This is a genomic window from Candidatus Nanopelagicales bacterium (genome assembly GCA_018003655.1).
Classification (GTDB): domain Bacteria; phylum Actinomycetota; class Actinomycetes; order S36-B12; family UBA10799; genus JAGNDY01.
Genome location: JAGNDY010000015.1, coordinates 12,512 through 32,626 on the forward strand (window position 1 = coordinate 12,512; position 20,115 = coordinate 32,626).

Sequence of the window (20,115 nt, forward strand, 5' to 3'; positions counted from 1 at the left end):
GACGAATCGCACCAGTACCACTGACCACTCGGGTGGACCGGCAAGCAGTCAAGGTCGCCTGAGCACGTCAGACATCGGTCAATCGCACGCCCGCATGAGCCTTGTAGCGGCGATTAACCGAGATGAGGTTTGCCGTGAGCGCCTCGACCTGGTGGGCGTTGCGCAGCCGACCGGAGTAGATCCCACGAACGCCCGGCAACTGTCCGGCGAGCGCTTGGACGATTTCGGCTGCGTCGCGGTCGTCGCCGAGAACCATCACGTCAGTGTTCAATTCGGCGACGTCTGCGTCTAGCAGCAGGACAGCGCTGAGGTGATGGAAGGCCGCCACCACCCGCGACTCGGGAAGAATCGCTGCCGCTTGTTGAGCGGCCGAGCCCTCCTCTACCGTCAGCGCGAACGCACCTTGCTTGTCGAAGCCAAGCGGATTGACACAATCGACCACGATCTTTCCCACCAGTTGAGGCCGCAGCGAAGCCAACAACTCGCCATGCCCGACCCACGGAACCGCGACCACAACCACGTCGGCCTCAGTGGCGCATTCGACGTTGGCAGCACCTCTCACGCCGTTGCCGAGCTCCGTCGCGGCAGCCTGGGCTCGACCGGCATCGCGAGATCCGAGAATCACCGAATGCCCCGCAAGCGACCAGCGGTAAGCCAGGCCGCGTCCCTGTTCGCCGGTTCCGCCGAGCACCCCGACCGATAGCCCGGAAACGTCGGGAAGGTCGAACGGGTCGCGTGCGGGGGCTTTGGGCTCAGGAGTCATGACAGGAGCGTTTCACAGTGACGATCGCAGAATGTTCACGCAGGTCGGGTACTAAAAGATCTTGGGGGCGTTGGGGTCTTCCGGTTCGCCATTCCACCGTCTGTCCTCGTCGGTCCATTTCTGGTTCCGCTCACGGGCCAGTTCGATGGCGTTGGTGGCCTCCCGTTCGGTCTCGAACGGACCGAGGCGATCGGAGTTGGGGCACCCGGGCCCATGTTCGACCCGGCTGTGCTTCAAGCACCACCACCAGGCATCGGGTTCTACGTCCACGGTGTCTCCCCAACCTCTCGAATCGATGGTCTCGCCCTGCAGGCGTCTCGAGAGATTGCAAACCCAAGCGCCGACGCGGTCAACCTATCGTGACGTTTACACTTCATGCATGCCGCTGCAAATGGGAACCTTGTCGCCCCGACGCGCGGTACCGGCAACCATCCCGCGTCCCGAATACGTCGACAAGCCCGCTCCTGCCGCCTACGTCGGCCCCGAGGTCAAAGACTCCGACACCATCGAGCGAATGCGAATCGCCGGGCGAATCGCAGCCCAGGCGTTGCAGGAGGTTGGACGCAACGTCGGACCCGGGGTGACCACTGACTACTTGGACCAGATCGGGCACGAATTCCTGTGCGACCACAATGCGTACCCCTCGACACTGGGGTACCGGGGCTACCCGAAGTCGCTGTGCACGTCACTTAACGAGGTCATCTGCCACGGGATCCCCGATTCCACAGTGATCGCCGAGGGCGACATCGTCAACATCGACATCACCGCATTCATCGGTGGCGTGCACGGGGATACCAATGCCACCTTCCTGGCGGGCGAGGTTGAGTCCGAGGCGCGTCTGCTGGTCGAACGCACACACGAGGCGACGATGCGCGCGATCAAGGCGGTGGCGCCCGGTCGCTCGCTGAACGTCATCGGCCGGGTCATCGAGTCCTATGCCAAACGCTTCGGCTACGGCGTGGTGCGCGACTTCACCGGCCACGGGATTGGCACGGCATTCCACTCAGGCCTGATCGTCCCGCACTACGACGATCCCGCAATCGATCTAACGCTGGAACCGGGCATGACTTTCACCATCGAACCAATGTTGACGCTGGGAACCATCGACTACGAGATCTGGTCTGACGACTGGACCGTCGTCACCAAGGATCGCAAGTGGACTGCACAGTTTGAGCACACGCTGCTGGTCACCGATACCGGTTCTGAAATCCTGACGCTGCCCTGATGGGCCCGGGTTGGTCGCGAGTTGCCCCGTCCCGCATAGCGGCGGTGGAACTGAATTGGGTCAAGACCGGGCATGGCTGGCCCAGGGCTGGCATCCTTGATCAATCAACTTGCAACGCCCCCCAGGGGTAGATGGGCCCGATATGACCGACTGGCTGAGTGACCCTGAGCAGCGAATCTGGCGAACATTTCTGAGCGCGAATCGCAAACTCCAAGACCACCTCGGCCGCGATCTGCAACACAAGCACAACCTGTCCCTCGCCGATTACGAGATCCTCGTCCGCCTGTCGGAGTCTTCGAAGCGTCGGATGCGAATGAGCGACCTGGCCGACGTCACCCTGTCATCTCGCAGTCGGCTCTCCCACCAGGTCGACCGGATGGTGAAGGCAGGTCTACTTGAGCGCGCAGATTGCCCGGATGACCGGCGGGGATTGTTCGCCGTACTGACCGCCGAGGGCTTCGCCGCGTTGCAGAAGGCCGCTCCAGATCACGTCGAAGGCGTGCGGGCGTACTTCCTGGACCTCTTCAGTCAACGTGAGTTGGCAACGATCGGGAAGCTGTGCGGCAAAGTAGATGACCGCCTCGACGGGCCCGGCGTCTAGGTAGGTTTCGGGCCGCCGGTGCTCGAACCTTCGCCACTCGCGGCCGACGCAGCGTCGAGTTCGCTGTGGGTAGACAATGCCTGCATGGACCAACTCAGCCTCGGAGTATTGGCGACCTCGCGCAAAGAGAACGAGTCACGCCTGCCGCTGCACCCCCGGCACCTGGATCAGATCGATGCCGACCTGCGCGCCCGGATCTACCTCGAGCAGGGCTACGGCGAGAAGTTCGGCTATCCGGATGAGGCGCTGGCCCCACTGGTCGCCGGGATCGATTCTGCGGAAGCCATCTTCGCCGAGCGCGACGTCGTGCTGCTGCCGAAGCCGACGCTGGCGGACGCGCAGCGACTCTCCCGGGGTCAGGTGCTGTGGGGTTGGCCGCACGCAGTGCAGGACACCGAACTGACACAGGTAGCCATCGACAACAAGCTGACCCTGATTGCGTGGGAAGCGATGAACATCTGGAAGGCGTCAGGAGAGTTTTCCCTGCACGTGTTTCACATGAACAACGAACTCGCGGGCTACTGTTCGGTCCTCCACGCAATGACGCTGATTGGTTCCACTGGTACCTACGGTAGGCAACTCAACGCCGCGGTCATCGGGTTCGGCAATACTGCCCGAGGAGCCATCAATGCCCTCCAGGCCCTCGGCATTCACGACGTCACCGTCCTGACAATGCGTGAAGTCGCCGCGGTGGCATCGCCGATTCCAACAGTTGTCCTTGAACATCTTGATCGAGATGTGGCCGATTCGAGCCGAACCTTCATCGAGACGACCGGCGGCGACATCAGCGCAGCGCAGTACCTGTCCAAGTTCGACATCGTCGTCAACTGCGTCTTGCAGGACACCGACGCTCCGATGATGTTCGTGACGAACGAGGACTTGGCGCTGTTCTCCACCGGGACGTTGTTCGTCGACGTTTCGTGCGACCTCGGCATGGGGTTCGAATTCGCACGGCCCACCACGTTTGAAGATCCCACGTTCGACGTTGGGCACGGCATGTCCTACTACGCCGTCGACCACTCCCCCACCTACCTCTGGAACAGCGCGACGTGGGACATCAGTGAGTCGTTGCTACCTTATCTGCGGTCAGTCATGAGTGGTCCGACGGCCTGGGAGGCCGATGCCACGATCTCCCGCGCAATCGAGATCCGCGATGGCGTCATAGCCAACCCCAAGATCCTTAGCTTCCAGAACCGGGTGGAGGTCTACCCGCACGCTCGGCGCTAGGTCGTTACTGGGGCTAGGTCCTCACTCAACTGGCCCGTGGCCCTCGATCCGCGGGTGCATGGGCAGTGGCTCCTCGAGTTCATCTTCACTGAGAATCTCCGCCTCGACGTCACTGGCGTGGATAGTGTGGAGCATGGCCCAGATGGCCCAGGAACCAAACACGATGACAATCGCACCGATGGCGATCCAGGCCAGGACGATCGGTAGCTGTGTCAGCCAGTAGAGGCCAAAAGCCACCGCTCCGACAGCAGGAATCGTAATCAGCCAGGCCAGCAGCATCTCGCCGATTACCCGCCAGTTGGCGCCTTCGCCCGAGGCAACTCCGGCACCCACCACGGAGCCAGCCGCAGCGTGGGTGGTTGAGATGGGCATCCCTAGGGATGTCGCGCCAAAGATCGCCGTGGTCGCACCGATGTTGGCGGCCGCACCGGAGTTCGCGTGCAACGTCGTGATCTTCAGGCCCATCGTCTCGATAATTCGCCAGCCACCCCACAACGTGCCGAGGGCGATAGCGCCGTAAGCGGACAGTGCAACCCATTCGGGGACCTCGATCGTCTTTCCGTCGGTTCCCACACTCGTGTAGCCGGCCCCGAGAAGGAGGGCGGCCATGACTCCCATGGTTTTCTGGGCGTCGTTGGCACCGTGTCCAAACGATAGTCCCGCGGCCGCTACGAGTTGCAGGCCCTTGAAGACCGGATGGTTGTCGTGCCAGTGCAGGATTCGTTGGACTCCGGATATCAGATACATCGCCACAATGGCGATCACGATGGCGACGACGGGAGACAGGCCGATGCCGATTCCAGCCTTCTCAACGCTGTCCCAAGAGATTGCCGCAAATCCCCCCGCAGCGAGACCTGCGCCCACCAGCCCACCGATGATGGCGTGACTCGAGGACGACGGCAGCCCGAGGTGCCAGGTGATGTAGTTCCACACCACCGCCGCGAAAAGGGCGGCAAAGATGACTCCAAATTCGGCGTAGTCAGTCTTGACCGTCTTGGCGATCGTGCTCGCGACGGCCGTCCCAACGACGAAGTACGCCACGAAGTTGAAGGTCGCCGCAAAGGCCGGCGCCCAGCGCGCAGGCAGTGCTCGAGTCGCGACCACGGTGGCGACGCTGTTGGCCGCATCGTGAAACCCGTTCGTGAAGTCGAAGACGAGCGCGAGGGCGAAGAGCAAGATCAGGCTCGCAAGCGCAATGTCCATTGCCGTTCTCGTCCCCGCTCTCCCAGCCGCTGCGACCACGAGCCTTCCCGAGGCCATAAACCCAGCGAAGGTGTGCTCTCGCAGCGCAGCCTAGGCCCACCGAAGGCCGGATGTGGATGTGAGGTGAACCTTGCCGGAATACTTGTGAGTTCAAGCACGGAAATCAACGCCCGGCCCGGGCTGCTAGGCAGAACCCCCGGCTGGAATGCCAGCGCCAAGCATCGATGGACGATCGGTTCGCCACGTATTCAAGGACTAGCTGACCGAGCTGTCGGCTGCCTGGTCGTAGCTCGCGAGGAACTGACTGTTGTACAGGTTGTAGTAGAAGCCGCCGGCAGCAATCAGCTCGTCGTGGGTGCCCGTCTCGATGATCTGCCCGGCGTCCATCACCAAGATGACATCGGCGTCGCGGATCGTCGACAGTCGGTGGGCAATGACAAAGCTCGTCCGGTTCTTGCGCAGATCAGCCATCGCCTTTTGAATCAGGACTTCGGTTCTGGTGTCGACCGAACTCGTTGCCTCGTCAAGGATCAGCACCGCAGGGTCTGCCAGGAACGCCCGCGCGATGGTGAGTAGCTGCTGCTCACCAGCTGAAATATTCGCAGCGTCGGTGCCCAGCATGGTGTCGTAGCCGTCGGGCAGAGTCCGAACCAGCCGGTCGACGTGAGCGGCCTCGGCAGCACGCACGATGGCTGCGTCACTGGGCTCATGGGCCCCGTACGCGATGTTCTCTTTGATAGTCCCTTGGAACAGCCACGTGTCCTGCAGCACCATTCCGAACGACCGACGCAACTCGTCTCGAGTGAGCTCGGTGATGTCGACGCCGTCGAATCGGATGCAGCCGCCATCGATCTCGTAGAAGCGCATGAGCAGATTCACCAGCGTGGTCTTGCCAGCGCCGGTAGGTCCCACGATTGCGATGGACTGCCCTGGGCGCGCGTCGAGGGTGAGGCCGTCTATCAGCGGTTTGTCGGGCAGGTACCGGAAGGACACTTCGTCGAATTGGATGTGTCCTTGCCGCTTACCGAGTGACTGCGGGTCGGCGGTCTCAGGAATCTGTTCGTCCTCGTCGAGCAGTTCAAACACTCGCTCTGCCGATGCCAGTCCGGACTGGACCAGATTCGTGATGCTGGCGATTTGGGTGATTGGCATGGTGAACTGGCGGGAGTACTGAATGAAGGCCTGCACATCGCCCAGCGACATGGATCCACTGGCGATTCGCAGTCCGCCGATGACGGCGATGAGGACGTAGTTGATGTTGGCGATGAACGCCATCGCTGGCTGGATCGTGCCGGAGATGAACTGGGCCCTGAATGACGACTCGTACATCTTCTGGTTGGCCTCGTCGAAGTCCGCCATTGCCTGTTCTTGGTGACCGTAGACCTTAACCAGTTCGTGGCCGCTGTACATCTCCTCGACATGTCCGTTGAGCGTGCCCGTCCACTTCCACTGACCAACGAACTGCCGCTGTGAGCGTTTAGCGATAGCCAGCGTGACCATGAACGACAGCGGCACAGTCAACAGCGAAATCACCGCCAGCAACGGGCTGATCCAGACCATCATGATGAGCACGCCGATAACTGTCAGGACCGAGGTGATCAGTTGGGTGAGTGTCTGCTGCAGCGTGGTCGCGATGTTGTCGATGTCGTTGGTGACCCGGCTGAGCAGGTCGCCACGGGCGTGGGTATCGAAGTACCTCAGTGGTAGTCGGCCCAGCTTGAGATCCACGTCCTCGCGCAACCGAAACATGACTCGCTGCGTTACCCCGGCCATGAGGTAGTTCTGCGCCCAAGCGAACAGCGAGCTCAGTAGGTAGACCACCGCGACCAGCGCAATGATGTTGCCGAGCGCTGTGAAGTCGATCCCCTGACCTGGAGTGATGGTCATGCCGGAGAGCAGATCGGCCTGCTGACCCCTGCCAGATGCGCGCAGCATCGCTTCAGCCTGCGCTTGAGTCGTGCCAGCGGGCAGTTGTTTTCCGACCACTCCATTGAAGATGATGTTGGTTGCGTTGCCGAGCAACCTGGGTCCAATGACGGCAAAGAAGACGCTGGTAATCCCCAGCAGGAGGACGATCACAATGATCAGCCGCTCGGGTCGCAACCGCCGACCCATTCGCCGGGCAGTCCCCTTGAAATCACGCGCCTTCTCTGGTGGCAGACCCATGCCAACCCCATGGCCGGGGCCGAACATTCCTTGCGGTCGGCGTGGGTTGCTGGCGCCACCCGATGTGGTCGTGGCAGCGCTCATGCCGCCTCCTCGACCGACAGCTGGGAGCTGACGATCTCCAGGTAGGTCGGACAGGTGTCCATCAGTTCGGCGTGGGTACCCATGCCGACGACCAGCCCTTGGTCCAACACGATGATCTTGTCGGCGTGCAGAATCGTGCTGACGCGTTGCGCGACGATCAACACAGTCGCGCCGGTCTCCTCTTTCCGTAGCGCTGCACGAAGTCGGGCGTCGGTGGCGTAGTCCAGCGCTGAGAAACTGTCGTCCAAGATGAGGAAGGGTGCCTTACGGACCAGCGCCCGTGCGATGGCGAGCCGCTGCCGTTGCCCGCCCGACACGTTGGCGCCACCCTGGTCGATCGGTGAGTCAAGTTGCTCCGCAAGCGCGGAGACGAAGGGTTCGGCTTGGGCTACCCGAAGCGCGTGCCAGACCTGCTCATCGCTTGCGTGGGCGTTACCGAAGCGCACGTTGCTTGCGACTGTGCCGCTGAAGAGAAACGCCTTTTGCGGCACCAGCGCCAGCTGGCTCCACAGGTCGGCTTGTTTCAAGTCGCGGATATCGACGCCGTCGAGCATGATCGCGCCCCCGCTGACGTCGTAGAGGCGGGGAATCAGATTGATCAAAGTCGTTTTGCCTGATCCGGTTCCGCCGACAATCGCGGTGGTCCGGCCCGGTTCGAGGGTGAAGTTGATCCGCTCCAGGACGGGGTCTTGGGCGCCCGGGTAGCGAAACTCCACGTCGCGGAATTCGATACGTCCGGTTGCGGAACCAGCGTCAGCCGAGTGCGTCCCGGCCACGGAGTCCACCTCGGTGGTCAGCTCGTTGACGGTCGTCGGTAGCGGCACGGGGTTGCTGGGGTCGTGGATAGCCGGTTGGGTCGTCAGCACTGCTTGGATTCGTTCGGCGGACGCGGCGGCTCGCGGCACCATCACGAACATCATCACGGCCATCATGACCGCGAAGAGGATCTGGGTGATGTATTGCAGGAACGCCGTCAAGTCGCCGATCTGCATGTCTCCGGTGTTGATCAGGTGACCGCCGAACCAGATGATGGCCACGCTCGATCCATTCATGACCAACATGAGGATCGGCATCATCAACGCGAACAGCCGAGCAACCCGCAGCGAGGTATCGGTCAAGTCATCGTTGGCGACCGCGAAGCGTTTCTGCTCGTGCTCAGTCCGCACGAATGCGCGGATGACCCGAATGCCGGCCAGGTTCTCGCGCAGGACCTCGTTGATGCGGTCGATCTTGACCTGCATGGATCGGAAGAGCGGGACCGCGCGGACCATCAGCAGGCCGATGACGACGGCCATCAGCGGGATGATGACAAGCAGAAGGCCCGACAACTGAACATTCAGCCGAACAGCCATCACGATTCCGCCGATTGCCGTTATCGGTGCGAGCACCAACATCGTGAGGCCCATGAGAACCAACATCTGCACTTGCTGGACATCGTTGGTGTTGCGGGTGATCAGCGAAGGCGTTCCGAACTCGTTGACCTCGTGTAGCGAGAACTCCTGGACGCGACCAAACATTGAGGCCCGCACGTCGCGGCCGAATCCCATCGCTGTGCGGGCGCTGTAGTACACGGCGACGACCGAGCAGATCCCCAGCCCAAACGTGACCGCGAGCATCACCGCACCGATGGTGATGATGTAGCGGATGTCACCCTTGACCACGCCGTTGTTGATGATGTCGGCATTCAGAGTTGGCAGAAACAAGTTGGCCATCGCCTGGAGAAATACCAACACGATCACCACGGTGAGGGCGCGTCCGTAGGGTCGCAGGAAGCGCCGCAAAAGGCTAACCACGACGCTCAGGGTGTCACGCGTCGTTCAACCCCCACACGCTGCGGTCGCACCGCCGTTGCCGATCCCAACACCGTGACTTCATTCTTCGTGGAGCTGGTCTTGAAGTGGAAGGCGGTTCTCCGGGCCGAAGGGGGACGAGTCGGTCTGTAAGCCGGATCCTGTGAGCCGCGACCCCGGCGAACCGAGAGCGCGTTGGTGATCATCCATCTAGGGCTGCCGTTGCCGACAGTCTCGTGCGGTCTACCCGCAGACATCGAGCAGGCGACTCGTCTGCGCAAGCAGGAGGCCGAAGCCTCCCACCCTCTTGACCTTGCTCCAGGTGGGGTTTGCCGAGCCGCTCCGGTCACCCGGAACGCTGGTGGTCTCTTACACCACCGTTTCACCCTTACCGGCACTTGCACACCGGCGGTCTGTTTTCTGTGGCACTTTCCCGCGGGTTGCCCCGGGTGGGCGTTACCCACCACCCTGCCTTGTGGAGTCCGGACTTTCCTCGACCCTGTTGCCAGCGCCGCGATCACCCGACCGACTCGTCCGCGGTCAGGCTACGGCATTGATCACGTTTGCCGCGTCGCGATGAGGGAACAACTGAGTCAGAAGCACCCGCGATGCCCTCCGCATTTGGGACGGAGTTGGAACGCGAGCCTCTCGACACAGTCGAAGACCCCTCCACATATGGGATGGAGGGGTCTTCGTGTCCGCCCAGCCCAGGCGCGCGGCGGAGGAGCCACAGCACCGCAACCTCCGGCCATCCGTCGTTCCGCAGCGCCATTCAAAAGGCGCCGCACGTCGGCGACCTCACAATTCCGGTGCTCGCCTTTCTTACGCGAACGAGCCCAGTGAACCCCCGCCATTGGCGAAAATCAATGAGCGCTGCCAAGATGCCGCCAGATGGGTGAACAGATCGGCGTCGGTTGCCAGTCACACCGCTAGCTGAATCGATCTATGCGCCCTGAAAGTCCCGCAGCGACGTTGTCGAGCGACTCATTCACCAGTGCGTCGGCGGCGACGTTCTGCGCGCGTGGGACCCACGTGTACCTGACCTGGGCCGCGGGGAAGGCATCCCGAACCCGCAGAGCGATGGCACGAATCTCGGGATGCTTGATTTTCCAGCGTCCGCTCATCTGCTCAACGATCAACTTGGAGTCAAGCCTGGCTTCAACGGACGCCCGTGAGTCGAGGTTGGCGACGATCTCCAAGCCGGCCAGGACCCCGCTGTACTCTGCGATGTTGTTCGTGGCGACCCCCAGGTAGTCGGCCTGTTCAGCAACGACCTCCCCGGTCGTGCCGGACCGAACGACCGTTCCGTACGCCGCAGGTCCGGGATTGCCACGTGAGCCACCATCGGCTTCAACGATGTAGTGGGCGGTCATCCCGTTGGAACCGGTCGAATCAAGATCCGTCGGCATGACTCGCAACGGGTGACCTCGTCGGGGGCAGCCGCTGCAATCTCCTTCATGTCAATCGGCGAGATCTGCATGTGACAGCCGTCGCACCGGTTACCGCGTAGGGGTGCCGCGCCGACGCCGCCCTGGTCTGCGCGGATCTTGTCGTAAAGCTTGAGCAGGTCTTCCGGGACGCTCGCGGCAATCCGCTGGCGCCCTTCGCTACTCGACGCGCGGTCCTCGTTCAACGCCGCCAGTGCACCGTCACGGGCGGTCACTAGCTCATCGCGCCGGGCTTGCGCGTCGCCGATCGCGGTGGTCAGCCGAGTCACCAGTCCCTGTGCCTGCTCGGCGGCCTCCATCACCTCGAGTTCGACATCCTCCAGTTCGTTCTGTCGCCGCTGAAGGGAAGAAATCTCATGTTGCAGTTCCGACAACTGTTTGGACGAGGTGATGGACCCGGAATCGAGCAACTCCTGGTCCTTGCGGGTTCGGGTACGAACCTGTTGCACGTCGTTGTCGGCCCGTTCCAGCGCCCGGGAGACATCGGTGACCTCCACCTGAGCCGTCGCCGCCTCCGAGCGCAGCTGCTCAAGTTGATCGTCCAGCTTTGCCAACTCCACCGCCTCGGGCAGCGTCGCCTCCCGATGATTCAGCTGATCGATTCGGGTATCGAGGTCTTGAACCTCAAGCAATTGCTGCTGTGCTGCTGGACTTGCCTTCACTACAACGATCCTCCGTCTGGTGCTGGGTCGATCAAGTCGTCAAGGTCTGAATGGCCGGTACCAAGGTGCAGGCGCCATGGGTCGGTGACCAACCGGGACACATCCACGGCCAAGGTATCGGGCGCTGTACCGAAGTGACCCCGCAGTAGGTCGGCAACCACGTCGCACCACAGCGCCTCGCTGGCCCAGTGAGCCACATCGATGACCGCACACCCGCCATCCTCGATGTGGTCGAGCACGCGGTGGTGCTTCAGATCTGCTGTGACGAACACGTCTGCACCGGCCCGATTCGCATCCGCTAGCAGGGAGTCGCCGGATCCGCCACAAACCGCGACGGTTTGCACCGTCCGCGCCAGCTCGCCTGCCACCCGAATCCCACCCGCACTTGTCGGCACCGCCGCGGCGACCCGCTCGGCGAAGTCACTCAGCGACATGGGTGAGGTCAATCGGCCGACTCGACCGATGCCCTCGCCAGCGGGGACATTCGCGAGTTCGACGACGCCGAACGCAGGTTCTTCGTAGGGATGGGCACGTCGCATCGCAGTGATGACCGCGTCGCGAGCCGCCCGGGCGAGCACAACCTCTAACCGCACCTCATCGACGGTCTGCACTTCTCCAACGGTTCCGATGGCAGGGGCTGCACCTGGCAGTGGCCTAAACGTTCCCACCCCGGGGGCTAAGAACGCACAGCGGTCATAGTTGCCAATCGCGCCTGCACCCGCCTCGGCCAAGGCGTCGAGCATTAGAGCAGCGTCGGACTCTGGGACGTAGACGTGGAGGTGGTCAAGCGCGATCGCTGGCGATGTCTCCAGCGGTGCAGTCTCGGCGAGACCCAGCGACGCCGCGAGTGCATCACTGACTCCCTCGCGCGCAGCATCGGCATTCGTGTGGGCCGTGAGTAACGCGCAGTTCGCCTCAATCAGGTCGTGCAGGATCCGACCCTTGGCGCTGGTCGCGGCGACCGAGGTGACGCCCCCGAGCAGGAGCGGGTGGTGCGCCACGATCAGGTCGTAGCCGCCAGCAACCGCCTGGCCGGCCACTGCCTGCGTCACATCAACGGTCACCAGGATGCGGTGGACCGGCGCCGCTGGGCGCCCTGCGACCAAGCCGACAGCGTCCCAGGACTCCGCCAGCCGTGGTGGGTACGTCCTGGACAACCACTCGACGATTTGGGCAACGGTTGACACGGGGTCAGCTTAGGCCGTCAGCAAATCCCAACACCAAGACTCGGCGAAGTCGGCACATGTCCAGCTGCGCGACCGGACTTGATTCAGTGGGTGTAGCCGGTTGGTGCGGCATCGGCGCCCTCTTCGCGTGGCATCGGCGCCGAAAGACCATCGAGGAACTTCACACTCTGCTCAATGTCGGCAACCAGCATTCGTCCCAGATCCGCCGAGACGCCCAGGCGCACAACGACCCGCATGACCCAGAGGTCATCGAGTTCCGCGGGCATCGGGTAGGCAGGAACCTGCCAACCCCGCATGCGGAGTCGGTCGGACAGATCCCGCAGATTCCACTTGTCCGTGTGTCCCTCCTTGAGTCGCCAGGCGAACACCGGAATGTCCTCGCCGGTGGAGAGCAACTCAAACGGCCCCATCTGCGCAATAGCGCTGGAAATCGTCAGCGCGGTCTCGCGAGAGGTCGAGTGCACGTGGTGGTAACCCGCTCGACCCAGACTCAAGAACGCGTAGTACTGGAGCAGCACCTGCGCGCCCGGGCGCGAGAAGTTGAGGCCAAGGGTCGGGGTGTCTCCCCCGAGGTAGGCCACATGGAAGATCAGGTCCTCGGGCAGCACGTCCTTGCTCCGCCACACCACCCAACCGAGGCCCGGATAGACCAAGCCGTACTTGTGTCCCGACGTGTTGATCGAGTGGACCCGGCTCAGTCGAAAGTCCCACACCAGGTCAGGTTGCAAGAACGGAGCGACCATCCCACCGCTGGCCCCGTCGACGTGCAGCGGCACGTCGAGGCCGGTACGTTCCTGCAGTTCGTCGAGGGCTGCGGCAAGCTCGGCGATCGGTTCGTAGGAGCCGGTATAAGTGACACCCAGGATCCCCACGACTCCGATCGTGTTCTCATCGACGTGTTCGAGCATCTTCTCCGGTGTCATCACCAGGCAATCTGCGGTGACCGGAACGTATCGGGCTTCAACTTCCCAGTAGTTGCAGAACTTCTCCCAGACAACCTGAACCGTGGAACTGACCACCAGGTTCGGCTTCTCGGTCGACTTGCCCGCCGCTCGGCGGGAGTGCTGCCAGCGCCGCTTGAAGGCAAGGCCGGCAAGCATGCACGCTTCCGACGATCCGATCGTCGAGGTTCCGATAGTGGGACCTGGGGCGTTCCACAGATCGGCCACGATGTCGACGCAACGCTGTTCGATGGCAGCGGTCTGTGGGTATTCGTCTTTGTCGATCATGTTCTTGTCATAGGACTCGGCATACAACCGATCGGCGTACTCACCCATCCACGTCGTGACGAAGGTGGCCAAGTTCATGCGAGCGTTTCCGTCGAGCATCGCCTCGTCGTGGACGACCTGATACGCCACGCGCATTTCCATTTCGCCCTCGGGCATCTTGCGCCTCGGAACCAGGACTTCCTTGGAAAAGAGCGGAGGAATCAAGAGATTCTCCGGCTGCAAGCGATCGATGTCCGTTCGTTTGTGGGCCATGCCCTCAGTACACAGCGCCACCGCCGACAACGCATCCTGGGGGGGGGTCGTCTGGGCAATCGCGGCAGCAGTCAGCCCCGTGACCGTCGGAGTAAAGCTTCCTGGACCGCCGATGCCACCAGGGTTCCGTCCTGTCGGTAGAACTCCCCGCGAGCTAGCCCGTGCCCACCAGAAGCGACCGGCGAATCCATGACGAACATCAACCACTCGTCGGCCCGAAAGGGTGCGTGGAACCACATCGCATGGTCGAGTGAGGCGAGTTCCAGGTCCGTGTTGGCCGTTCGTCCCCCGTGTTGGGCAAGGATGGCTCCGATCAGAGTGAGATCAGAGAAGTACGTCAGGGTGCAGACGTGCAGCAATGGATCTTCCGGCAGCGGCTCGACGGTTCGCATCCAGGCGATCCGCACCGCACTGCCGTTGGTTGCTTTCAGCACGTCCTCGGCGTCAACGAACTTCAATTCAAGGAGTTCATGTCGGGGAAAGCCCTCGCGGATCTGACGTTGACCGTCATCGGCATTCGGTAAATGCCACAGGGGTAGTGACTCCGGCGGTGGTACCGATGGTGCCGACATCTGATGCACCAGAGTCGGCTCGATGACAGCAAACGACGCTGACATTGTGAAGATCGTCTCGCCGTATTGGATTGCTTGCACGCGTCGCGTACTGAACGACCGACCATCGCGGGTGCGGTCCACCATGTACACGATCGGATCAGTCGTGTGGCCCGGTCGGATGAAGTAGCCATGAAGCGAATGGACGGTTCGATCAGGCTCGTCGACAGTCCGGCCGGCCGCTACGAGGGCCTGGGCCGCGACTTGACCACCAAACGCCCGCAGTGGGGCTCCCGCATGGCAGAAGCCGGTAAAGATGTCTCGATCCACGCGCTCAAGATGAAGTCGCTCGATGAACTGCTCATCCGGCGCGCTGGTGCTGTGTGCCATAACCGCATCCTGGCATCCGATCTGCCCAGACCGCAGTCTGGCAACATGATCCCCACAGGCACTTACCGCCAAGCATCGCGCAAATCCAAGGCCGGAAGGAGTCGGCGTTGCGAATCCTGTTCACCAACAACCACATGGTTAATCGTGCGGGTTCAGAACTTGCGACCTCCGAATTGATGCAGGAGTTCAGGCGTCGCGGAGACGACGTCGCCCTCTTCACACTCTTCCCAGGGCCAGTTTCCGACGAGATGGCCGAGCAGGGATCCCCCGTTTTCGGGCCCCGCGACATGTCCACGTTGCGCGATTGGCGCCCAGACGTCGCGAACATTCACCACTGGCCACTGAGTTTCCTCCTGGCCGAGGCTGGTCTGACGATTCCTTCCGTTTTCGGGTTTCTCGGACAATTCCCACCGATTGAAATCCCGCCCGCAATGGAGACTGCGGTCCCTTGGTACGCCGTCTCCGACGCCGGATACGACGACGTCAGGCGGCTCAGCGGTTGGTCCACAGCCCCCGGCACCGTCATCGGAATTTGGTGGGACGACTCGATCAGCGTGCCACCGCCCAGAGATCGAGCAAGCGGGATCAGGAACGTCACGGTGGTGTCGAATCACTTCCCTCCCACCCAGTTGGGGATGCTCCGCGCACTTGGCGAAGCCGAGCAGTTCACTGTCACGAAGATCGGCCTGCCGGACAACTCCCTGCCGGTCGACGCGACGCTACTCAACGACGCTGACGCCATCGTCACGATCGGTCGCACCGCCATCACTGGCTTGGCGCTCGGGATCCCAGTCCTGGTGTGGGACCACTTTGGCTGCGATGGGTGGGTCAGCGATGACAACTTCCAGGAGCTGGCTCGGCACAACTTCTCCGGCCGCGCAACCCGGCGCGAGCTGACTAGCTCCGATCTCGCCGGGTTGTTTGGTGCTCTGACCCAAGTCGAGTCCGACAAGGCCCGCGACTGGGTTCGGACCCAACGATCACTTTCCTTCAGCGCCGAGCGAATCTCAGAACTGCACAGGTCAGCCCTGGAACTCGATGCGGCCGTCGACTGGTCACACCCTTCGAACGAGCGTCGAGTCCTCGCTGACTATGCGATCCAAGCGGGCAGCTTCGCTGCTTCGCATACCGAGCATGTTCGAACGATCGGGAGGCTTCGGCGCAAACTCAAGAAGCTCAAAGATGCAGACAATGCCCAGCAGGGTCGGCCGGGGGTCCAGAGCCGGATGTCGAACGCACGCGCGCGACTTAGCGCACGGATTCGCGGCTGATCGTTGCTACCCGCCGCGCTATCGCCGCAACGGTGGGCGCAGAGGGACTCGAACCCCCGGCCCCCTCCTTGTAAGGGAGGTGCTCTAACCAACTGAGCTATGCGCCCGTGCCCGGCGAGAATACGGCACTAGCGCCACCACGAGCCGAACTGGTCGATCCCGCCCTGCTCCCCCGCAACTGCCTGTGTCGAAGGCGGGGGCCGGAACCCGCGCGCGTCGGCTCGATCACGAATCGAACAACTCCTGCCCGAGATACCCGCCTGGCTGACATCCCGGAGGCGCCAACGCGATCGCGCTGCCCTCGGCCGACGTCATGTGGTTCATCGCATCGCCGACATCTAGCCGGTTTTGGATAGGCACAAATCCGGTGCGGGGATCGGCCTGCCACGCGATGAACATGAGTCCAGCGTCAGGCTGGCCATCCGGTCGGTAGCCGTCGTCGTAGGAGTAACTGCGGCGCAGGATCTTGGCACCACGGGTGGAAGTGTGGTGCGCCAATCGGATGTGAGCTGCGGCCGGGATCACCAGACTGCCGTCAGCATTCTGCGCGGAGAAGTCGGGCTGATCTCGTTCAACCATTCCGGTCAATGGTGCGCCCGAGTCCTTCCGCCGACCGATCACCTCATCTTGTTGCTCGCGCGAGTGGGTTTCCCAGTGGTCGAGCAGCATCCTGATACGCCGCAAGATCACGAACGACCCACCCCTTGCCCACTGCGGCATCGCGGTTCCGCTCCACACCACCTCGGCAAAGTCCCCATCCGTGGGTTGCGGGTTTCCGGTCCCATCCATGTTTCCCATGAGGTTGCGCTGCGTCGCCGCGGCGTCGGGCGACACTCCGTGCGACCTGAGGAAGCCGCGCTGGACCCACTGCGCCTTCGCCACCTGACTGCCTTGGGTGATCAGCGATCGGGTCGCATGGGAGACAACCAACGGGTCATCTCCGCTGACCTGAATGAACAAGTCCCCGCCGGTCCACTGCGGCTGAAGATCGTCCTTGTGGAAGGCGGGTAGGTCAGCCAGACCATCCGGGCGCAACCGTGCCATTCCCGGTCGGTCGAAGAACCCGGGCCCAAAAGCGACAGTCACGGTGAGCCGGGCAGGCCCGTTCGCAAACAACTCGGGTGACGTATCGAGGGCGGGGGCTTGGGCCGCAGTCATCGCTGCGGCCGATTCGGTCCACTTGAGCAGCAACGCACCCAACACTGACTTGCTGACACCTGGCCTGATAGTGAAGGAAACAAATCGCGTGTGTGCCTGCGCAGCCGTGACGATGCCTGCTTGGTGCGCACCATAGAACGGCTCGGTTGCGACACCGATTGGGTTCGCGACAGCTTGGGGATCCCCCGTCAGGGAGATGCCGCTGGCAGTGACCAAACCACCGACGACGGCACCTCCCCCGGCAGCCGCGAGCAATCGGCGTCGAGAGATCTCACGACCAGCCATGACGGTTACATCCCCGCGCTTGGACTTGCGCTGCGCGACACCACCGGAGCTGTGACCGCGACCGAGCCGTCGGAGAACTGCAAGCTCACATCAACGGAATCACCGACCGCGACCTTCTCCTTGAGGTTCATCAGCATCACGTGGTAGCTGCCGCTCTTGAGTTCAACGCTGCCATTGGCGGGAATCTGCAGTCCGCCAGGAACCTGTTGCATCTTCTCGACGTTTCCGGTCTTGATCACCTCGTGGATCTGACACATCCCTGCGACCGGTGAGGAGCAGCCGGTCAACGTCGTCACCGTGCTGGTCGGATTCGAGACTGTTCCGAACATCGCCGTCATGTCGCCAGCCGGTTCCATGACCTTCGCGTCAGAAACAGTCGGAGTTGTCGGCGACGGCGAACCAGCCGAGCTTCCGCTGTCAGAGCCGCATGCGGCCAGCGCAACCACGGCGACCGCACCTACCGCGAGTCCCATGGCCCGGGTTGAATTCCTGTTATTCATCATGCTGGTTGTTTCCCTTCAGAAAGTAGTTTGAGATCGTTGGCGAGATCAGCCGGCGGGAACCCGCTGGTGAGGATCTCGTGAGCCTTGCCGTCCTTGCCGAAGAGCAGGACTTCTGCTCCGTGTTCGACCACCCACGCCCCATCCGGTGCCTTGACCGGTTTCTCAATCGGAATGCCCACACCGTGTGCGACTTGCTCGACCTTGTCCCATGGCCCGGTCAGACCGACGATGTCGGCACTGAAGAACCCCAGCCACGACTGCAGTCGACTGACCGTGTCGCGCCGTGGATCGGCCGTCACAAAGACGACCTCAACGTCATTGCGAACGGGCTTGGGCAACTGCTTGAGCGCAACGGCCGTATCGGCCATCGTGGTCGGACAGACATCGGGACAATGCGTAAATCCGACGTAGAGCACCACGAGCTTGCCCGTAGTGTCCTTCGCCAACGAGAACTGCTCACCCGACGTCGACGTGAGGGTCACGTCGGGCTTGTCGATTGGCCGGGCTAACGCGGTCCCGCGGAAGGGAGACGGGGCTCCCAATCGAGAGATGACCGCGACTGGGCCGTCAGTTGAATCCTGTTCCGTCGACGCGGTCGCTCCACAGGCCACCAGCAGCGCAACTGCACTGCCGACAACGAGGAACGAGGCGCCACGGCGTCGCAAAGAAGACACGCGAACTCCGAGGGTTGGCATTTGGGGGTGATCGGAAAGTGACCACTCGGCAGTCAGCCACGAACAGGCAACCCGCTCAGCGGGAGGCCGTTGGATCAGGCAGTACCGAGCGCGAAGCCCGGAGGGGGTCCGCGGCGACTGATCCGCTCGGAAAGCAATGCACCAAACAGGGTGCGAACGGGTCGGAACTCCGGCGTCGACGGCTGATGGCCGTGAGCGGGCAACTGGATCGCCGGTGACCGCGTGCCCAGGCCGACCAGGACGGCGAAGACCTCTCGTAGCGCCATGCTGAGTTGGAAAAGCAGCGCCTCGCCCATACGCAGGGCCCAGACGATCAACAACCCCACAAGGACGTGGCCCATGACCATCAATGCGGGCCCAGTCGCCACGTTCATCGTCGGCATGCTGCCAGCGGACATGGTCGCCATATCGGCATGCGCGATCACGCCGTGGTGGTGGGCAGTCGCCACCTGCCCAGGCACGGTTTGCGAATGCTGTGTCACCGCAGCGAGCATGAAGTGCGAGACAACCTGGGCGCTAGCAACAAAGGCGCCGAGCTTGAGCGCACTCATTTCCGTGCCCGTCAGCGTGATCGCAGCGGCACTTGTGATGGCCACGATGAGAACCAGGCCGAAGATGCCGACCGATCCCCCACCCATACTGTGCCCGGCTGCCGTCAACAGCGAGCAGAGAATGCCCACCACGGTGCCCCGGACGACCCGGTTAAATCCGTTCGTGGGGCTCAGCACACGGCGAGTTTACCTATGCCGCGAAGAGCGCCTGGCTACGCCTTGCGGTCGGATCGCGAACGAGCGCACCTAGCCGCAAAACGCACTCAGACGAGTTCGGCGATTGCGCCGCGGTAGTCCTCGTTGGAACGCGCTTGGCCGGGGCCGTTGACGACCTTCCAGCGGATAACGCCGTCCTTGTCGATGATGAAGGTCGCTCTCATTGCGAAGCCACGCTCGAAGAAGGCTCCGTACTCCTGGGCCACAGCGCCGTGTGGCCAGTAGTCACTGAGCAGGTTGAACTCGTAGCCCTCCTGCTCGGCAAACACCTTGAGTGCCGCGGATGAATCGACCGAAATGCCCAGCGTCGCAATATCGTCGTTGTTGAAGGTGGGAATCTCATCGCGGATCGCGCACAACTCGTTCGTGCAAATGCCAGTGAACGCCTTGGGAAAGAACACCAGCATCACGTTCTTCTTGCTGCGGTAATCACTGAGTTTTACCGCCTCACCAAACTGGTTCTCAAGTTCAAAATCGGGGGCGAGTTCGCCGATCTCAGCTGACATTCCTGCTCCTGGTTGTGAGTGTTGGCCATCGCACTTAGGGGAACCTTACCCAATCGGATTTGTGGCCAACACACCCGACGCGCACCCCAATGGTTGCGTGCGGCCACCGAGTCCGATGGACTACACCCATGACCGGGGCAAACCGCGCGGTC

At 62.4% G+C, this 20,115-nt stretch carries 19 protein-coding genes, 1 tRNA gene and 1 other RNA gene; 4 read left to right on the forward strand and 17 right to left on the reverse strand.

Annotation, left to right across the window (positions count from 1 at the left end):
* Positions 1 to 67 precede the first annotated feature (67 nt).
* Both npdG and KAZ48_04100 read right to left on the reverse strand, forming a co-directional pair.
* Positions 68 to 763, reverse strand: a complete 696-nt coding sequence (gene npdG, locus KAZ48_04095; GenBank protein MBP7971959.1) for an NADPH-dependent F420 reductase — start codon at positions 761 to 763, stop codon at positions 68 to 70.
* A gap of 51 nt (positions 764 to 814) precedes the next feature.
* Positions 815 to 1,033, reverse strand: a complete 219-nt coding sequence (locus KAZ48_04100; GenBank protein MBP7971960.1) for a hypothetical protein — start codon at positions 1,031 to 1,033, stop codon at positions 815 to 817.
* 109 nt (positions 1,034 to 1,142) lie between these two features.
* Between KAZ48_04100 and map the strand changes: the two genes are divergently transcribed.
* From map to KAZ48_04115, 3 genes are all read left to right on the forward strand, one after another.
* The gene (gene map / locus KAZ48_04105; GenBank protein ID MBP7971961.1) at positions 1,143 to 1,988 is read left to right on the forward strand and encodes a type I methionyl aminopeptidase; all 846 of its coding nucleotides are present in this window, start codon (positions 1,143 to 1,145) and stop codon (positions 1,986 to 1,988) included.
* Between the two features lie 142 nt (positions 1,989 to 2,130).
* Positions 2,131 to 2,589, forward strand: coding sequence for a MarR family transcriptional regulator (locus KAZ48_04110; GenBank protein MBP7971962.1), 459 nt, complete (start codon positions 2,131 to 2,133; stop codon positions 2,587 to 2,589).
* A gap of 84 nt (positions 2,590 to 2,673) precedes the next feature.
* Positions 2,674 to 3,816: a N(5)-(carboxyethyl)ornithine synthase gene (locus KAZ48_04115; protein MBP7971963.1), complete on the forward strand. Its 1,143-nt coding sequence runs from the start codon at positions 2,674 to 2,676 to the stop codon at positions 3,814 to 3,816.
* 21 nt (positions 3,817 to 3,837) lie between these two features.
* Here KAZ48_04115 and KAZ48_04120 read toward each other — a convergent pair whose 3' ends face one another.
* The 9 genes from KAZ48_04120 to KAZ48_04160 all read right to left on the reverse strand — a co-directional run bounded on the left by KAZ48_04120 (position 3,838) and on the right by KAZ48_04160 (position 14,778).
* The gene (locus KAZ48_04120) at positions 3,838 to 5,019 is read right to left on the reverse strand and encodes an inorganic phosphate transporter (GenBank protein ID MBP7971964.1); all 1,182 of its coding nucleotides are present in this window, start codon (positions 5,017 to 5,019) and stop codon (positions 3,838 to 3,840) included.
* 255 nt (positions 5,020 to 5,274) lie between these two features.
* Complete coding sequence (locus KAZ48_04125) at positions 5,275 to 7,212, reverse strand: ABC transporter ATP-binding protein (GenBank protein ID MBP7971965.1); 1,938 nt, start codon at positions 7,210 to 7,212, stop codon at positions 5,275 to 5,277.
* A 53-nt stretch (positions 7,213 to 7,265) separates the two neighbouring features.
* Complete coding sequence (locus KAZ48_04130) at positions 7,266 to 8,981, reverse strand: ABC transporter ATP-binding protein (GenBank protein MBP7971966.1); 1,716 nt, start codon at positions 8,979 to 8,981, stop codon at positions 7,266 to 7,268.
* Between the two features lie 212 nt (positions 8,982 to 9,193).
* Positions 9,194 to 9,592, reverse strand: an RNA gene (gene rnpB, locus KAZ48_04135) — RNase P RNA component class A.
* Between the two features lie 396 nt (positions 9,593 to 9,988).
* Positions 9,989 to 10,432: a reverse transcriptase-like protein gene (locus KAZ48_04140; protein MBP7971967.1), complete on the reverse strand. Its 444-nt coding sequence runs from the start codon at positions 10,430 to 10,432 to the stop codon at positions 9,989 to 9,991.
* Positions 10,429 to 11,169: a hypothetical protein gene (locus KAZ48_04145; protein ID MBP7971968.1), complete on the reverse strand. Its 741-nt coding sequence runs from the start codon at positions 11,167 to 11,169 to the stop codon at positions 10,429 to 10,431. Before KAZ48_04145 ends, KAZ48_04140 begins: the two co-directional genes overlap by 4 nt.
* Positions 11,169 to 12,356 (reverse strand): Nif3-like dinuclear metal center hexameric protein, encoded by a 1,188-nt coding sequence (locus KAZ48_04150; GenBank protein MBP7971969.1) that lies wholly within the window; start codon positions 12,354 to 12,356, stop codon positions 11,169 to 11,171. Before KAZ48_04150 ends, KAZ48_04145 begins: the two co-directional genes overlap by 1 nt.
* Positions 12,357 to 12,439: 83 nt before the next feature.
* Positions 12,440 to 13,837, reverse strand: a complete 1,398-nt coding sequence (locus KAZ48_04155; protein MBP7971970.1) for a glutamate decarboxylase — start codon at positions 13,835 to 13,837, stop codon at positions 12,440 to 12,442.
* 71 nt (positions 13,838 to 13,908) lie between these two features.
* Positions 13,909 to 14,778, reverse strand: coding sequence for an acyl-CoA thioesterase II (locus tag KAZ48_04160; GenBank protein MBP7971971.1), 870 nt, complete (start codon positions 14,776 to 14,778; stop codon positions 13,909 to 13,911).
* Positions 14,779 to 14,912: 134 nt separating this feature from the next.
* On the opposite strand from KAZ48_04160, the gene KAZ48_04165 reads away from it, so the two are divergent.
* On the forward strand, positions 14,913 to 16,049 hold the full coding sequence (locus KAZ48_04165; GenBank protein ID MBP7971972.1) for a hypothetical protein: 1,137 nt from the start codon (positions 14,913 to 14,915) through the stop codon (positions 16,047 to 16,049).
* A 33-nt stretch (positions 16,050 to 16,082) separates the two neighbouring features.
* Here KAZ48_04165 and KAZ48_04170 read toward each other — a convergent pair.
* The 6 genes from KAZ48_04170 to KAZ48_04195 form a co-directional block, all read right to left on the reverse strand.
* Positions 16,083 to 16,156, reverse strand: a tRNA-Val gene (locus KAZ48_04170).
* 118 nt (positions 16,157 to 16,274) lie between these two features.
* Positions 16,275 to 17,492, reverse strand: a complete 1,218-nt coding sequence (locus KAZ48_04175; GenBank protein MBP7971973.1) for a Dyp-type peroxidase — start codon at positions 17,490 to 17,492, stop codon at positions 16,275 to 16,277.
* A 5-nt stretch (positions 17,493 to 17,497) separates the two neighbouring features.
* Positions 17,498 to 17,995: a copper chaperone PCu(A)C gene (locus KAZ48_04180; GenBank protein ID MBP7971974.1), complete on the reverse strand. Its 498-nt coding sequence runs from the start codon at positions 17,993 to 17,995 to the stop codon at positions 17,498 to 17,500.
* Positions 17,992 to 18,669 (reverse strand): SCO family protein, encoded by a 678-nt coding sequence (locus KAZ48_04185; GenBank protein ID MBP7971975.1) that lies wholly within the window; start codon positions 18,667 to 18,669, stop codon positions 17,992 to 17,994. The genes KAZ48_04180 and KAZ48_04185 overlap by 4 nt, the downstream gene beginning before the upstream one ends.
* A gap of 95 nt (positions 18,670 to 18,764) precedes the next feature.
* A complete protein-coding gene (locus KAZ48_04190) occupies positions 18,765 to 19,418 on the reverse strand; it encodes a hypothetical protein (GenBank protein ID MBP7971976.1) in 654 nt (217 codons plus the stop codon).
* A gap of 86 nt (positions 19,419 to 19,504) precedes the next feature.
* Positions 19,505 to 19,963, reverse strand: coding sequence for a peroxiredoxin (locus KAZ48_04195; GenBank protein ID MBP7971977.1), 459 nt, complete (start codon positions 19,961 to 19,963; stop codon positions 19,505 to 19,507).
* Between the last annotated feature and the right edge of the window lie 152 nt (positions 19,964 to 20,115).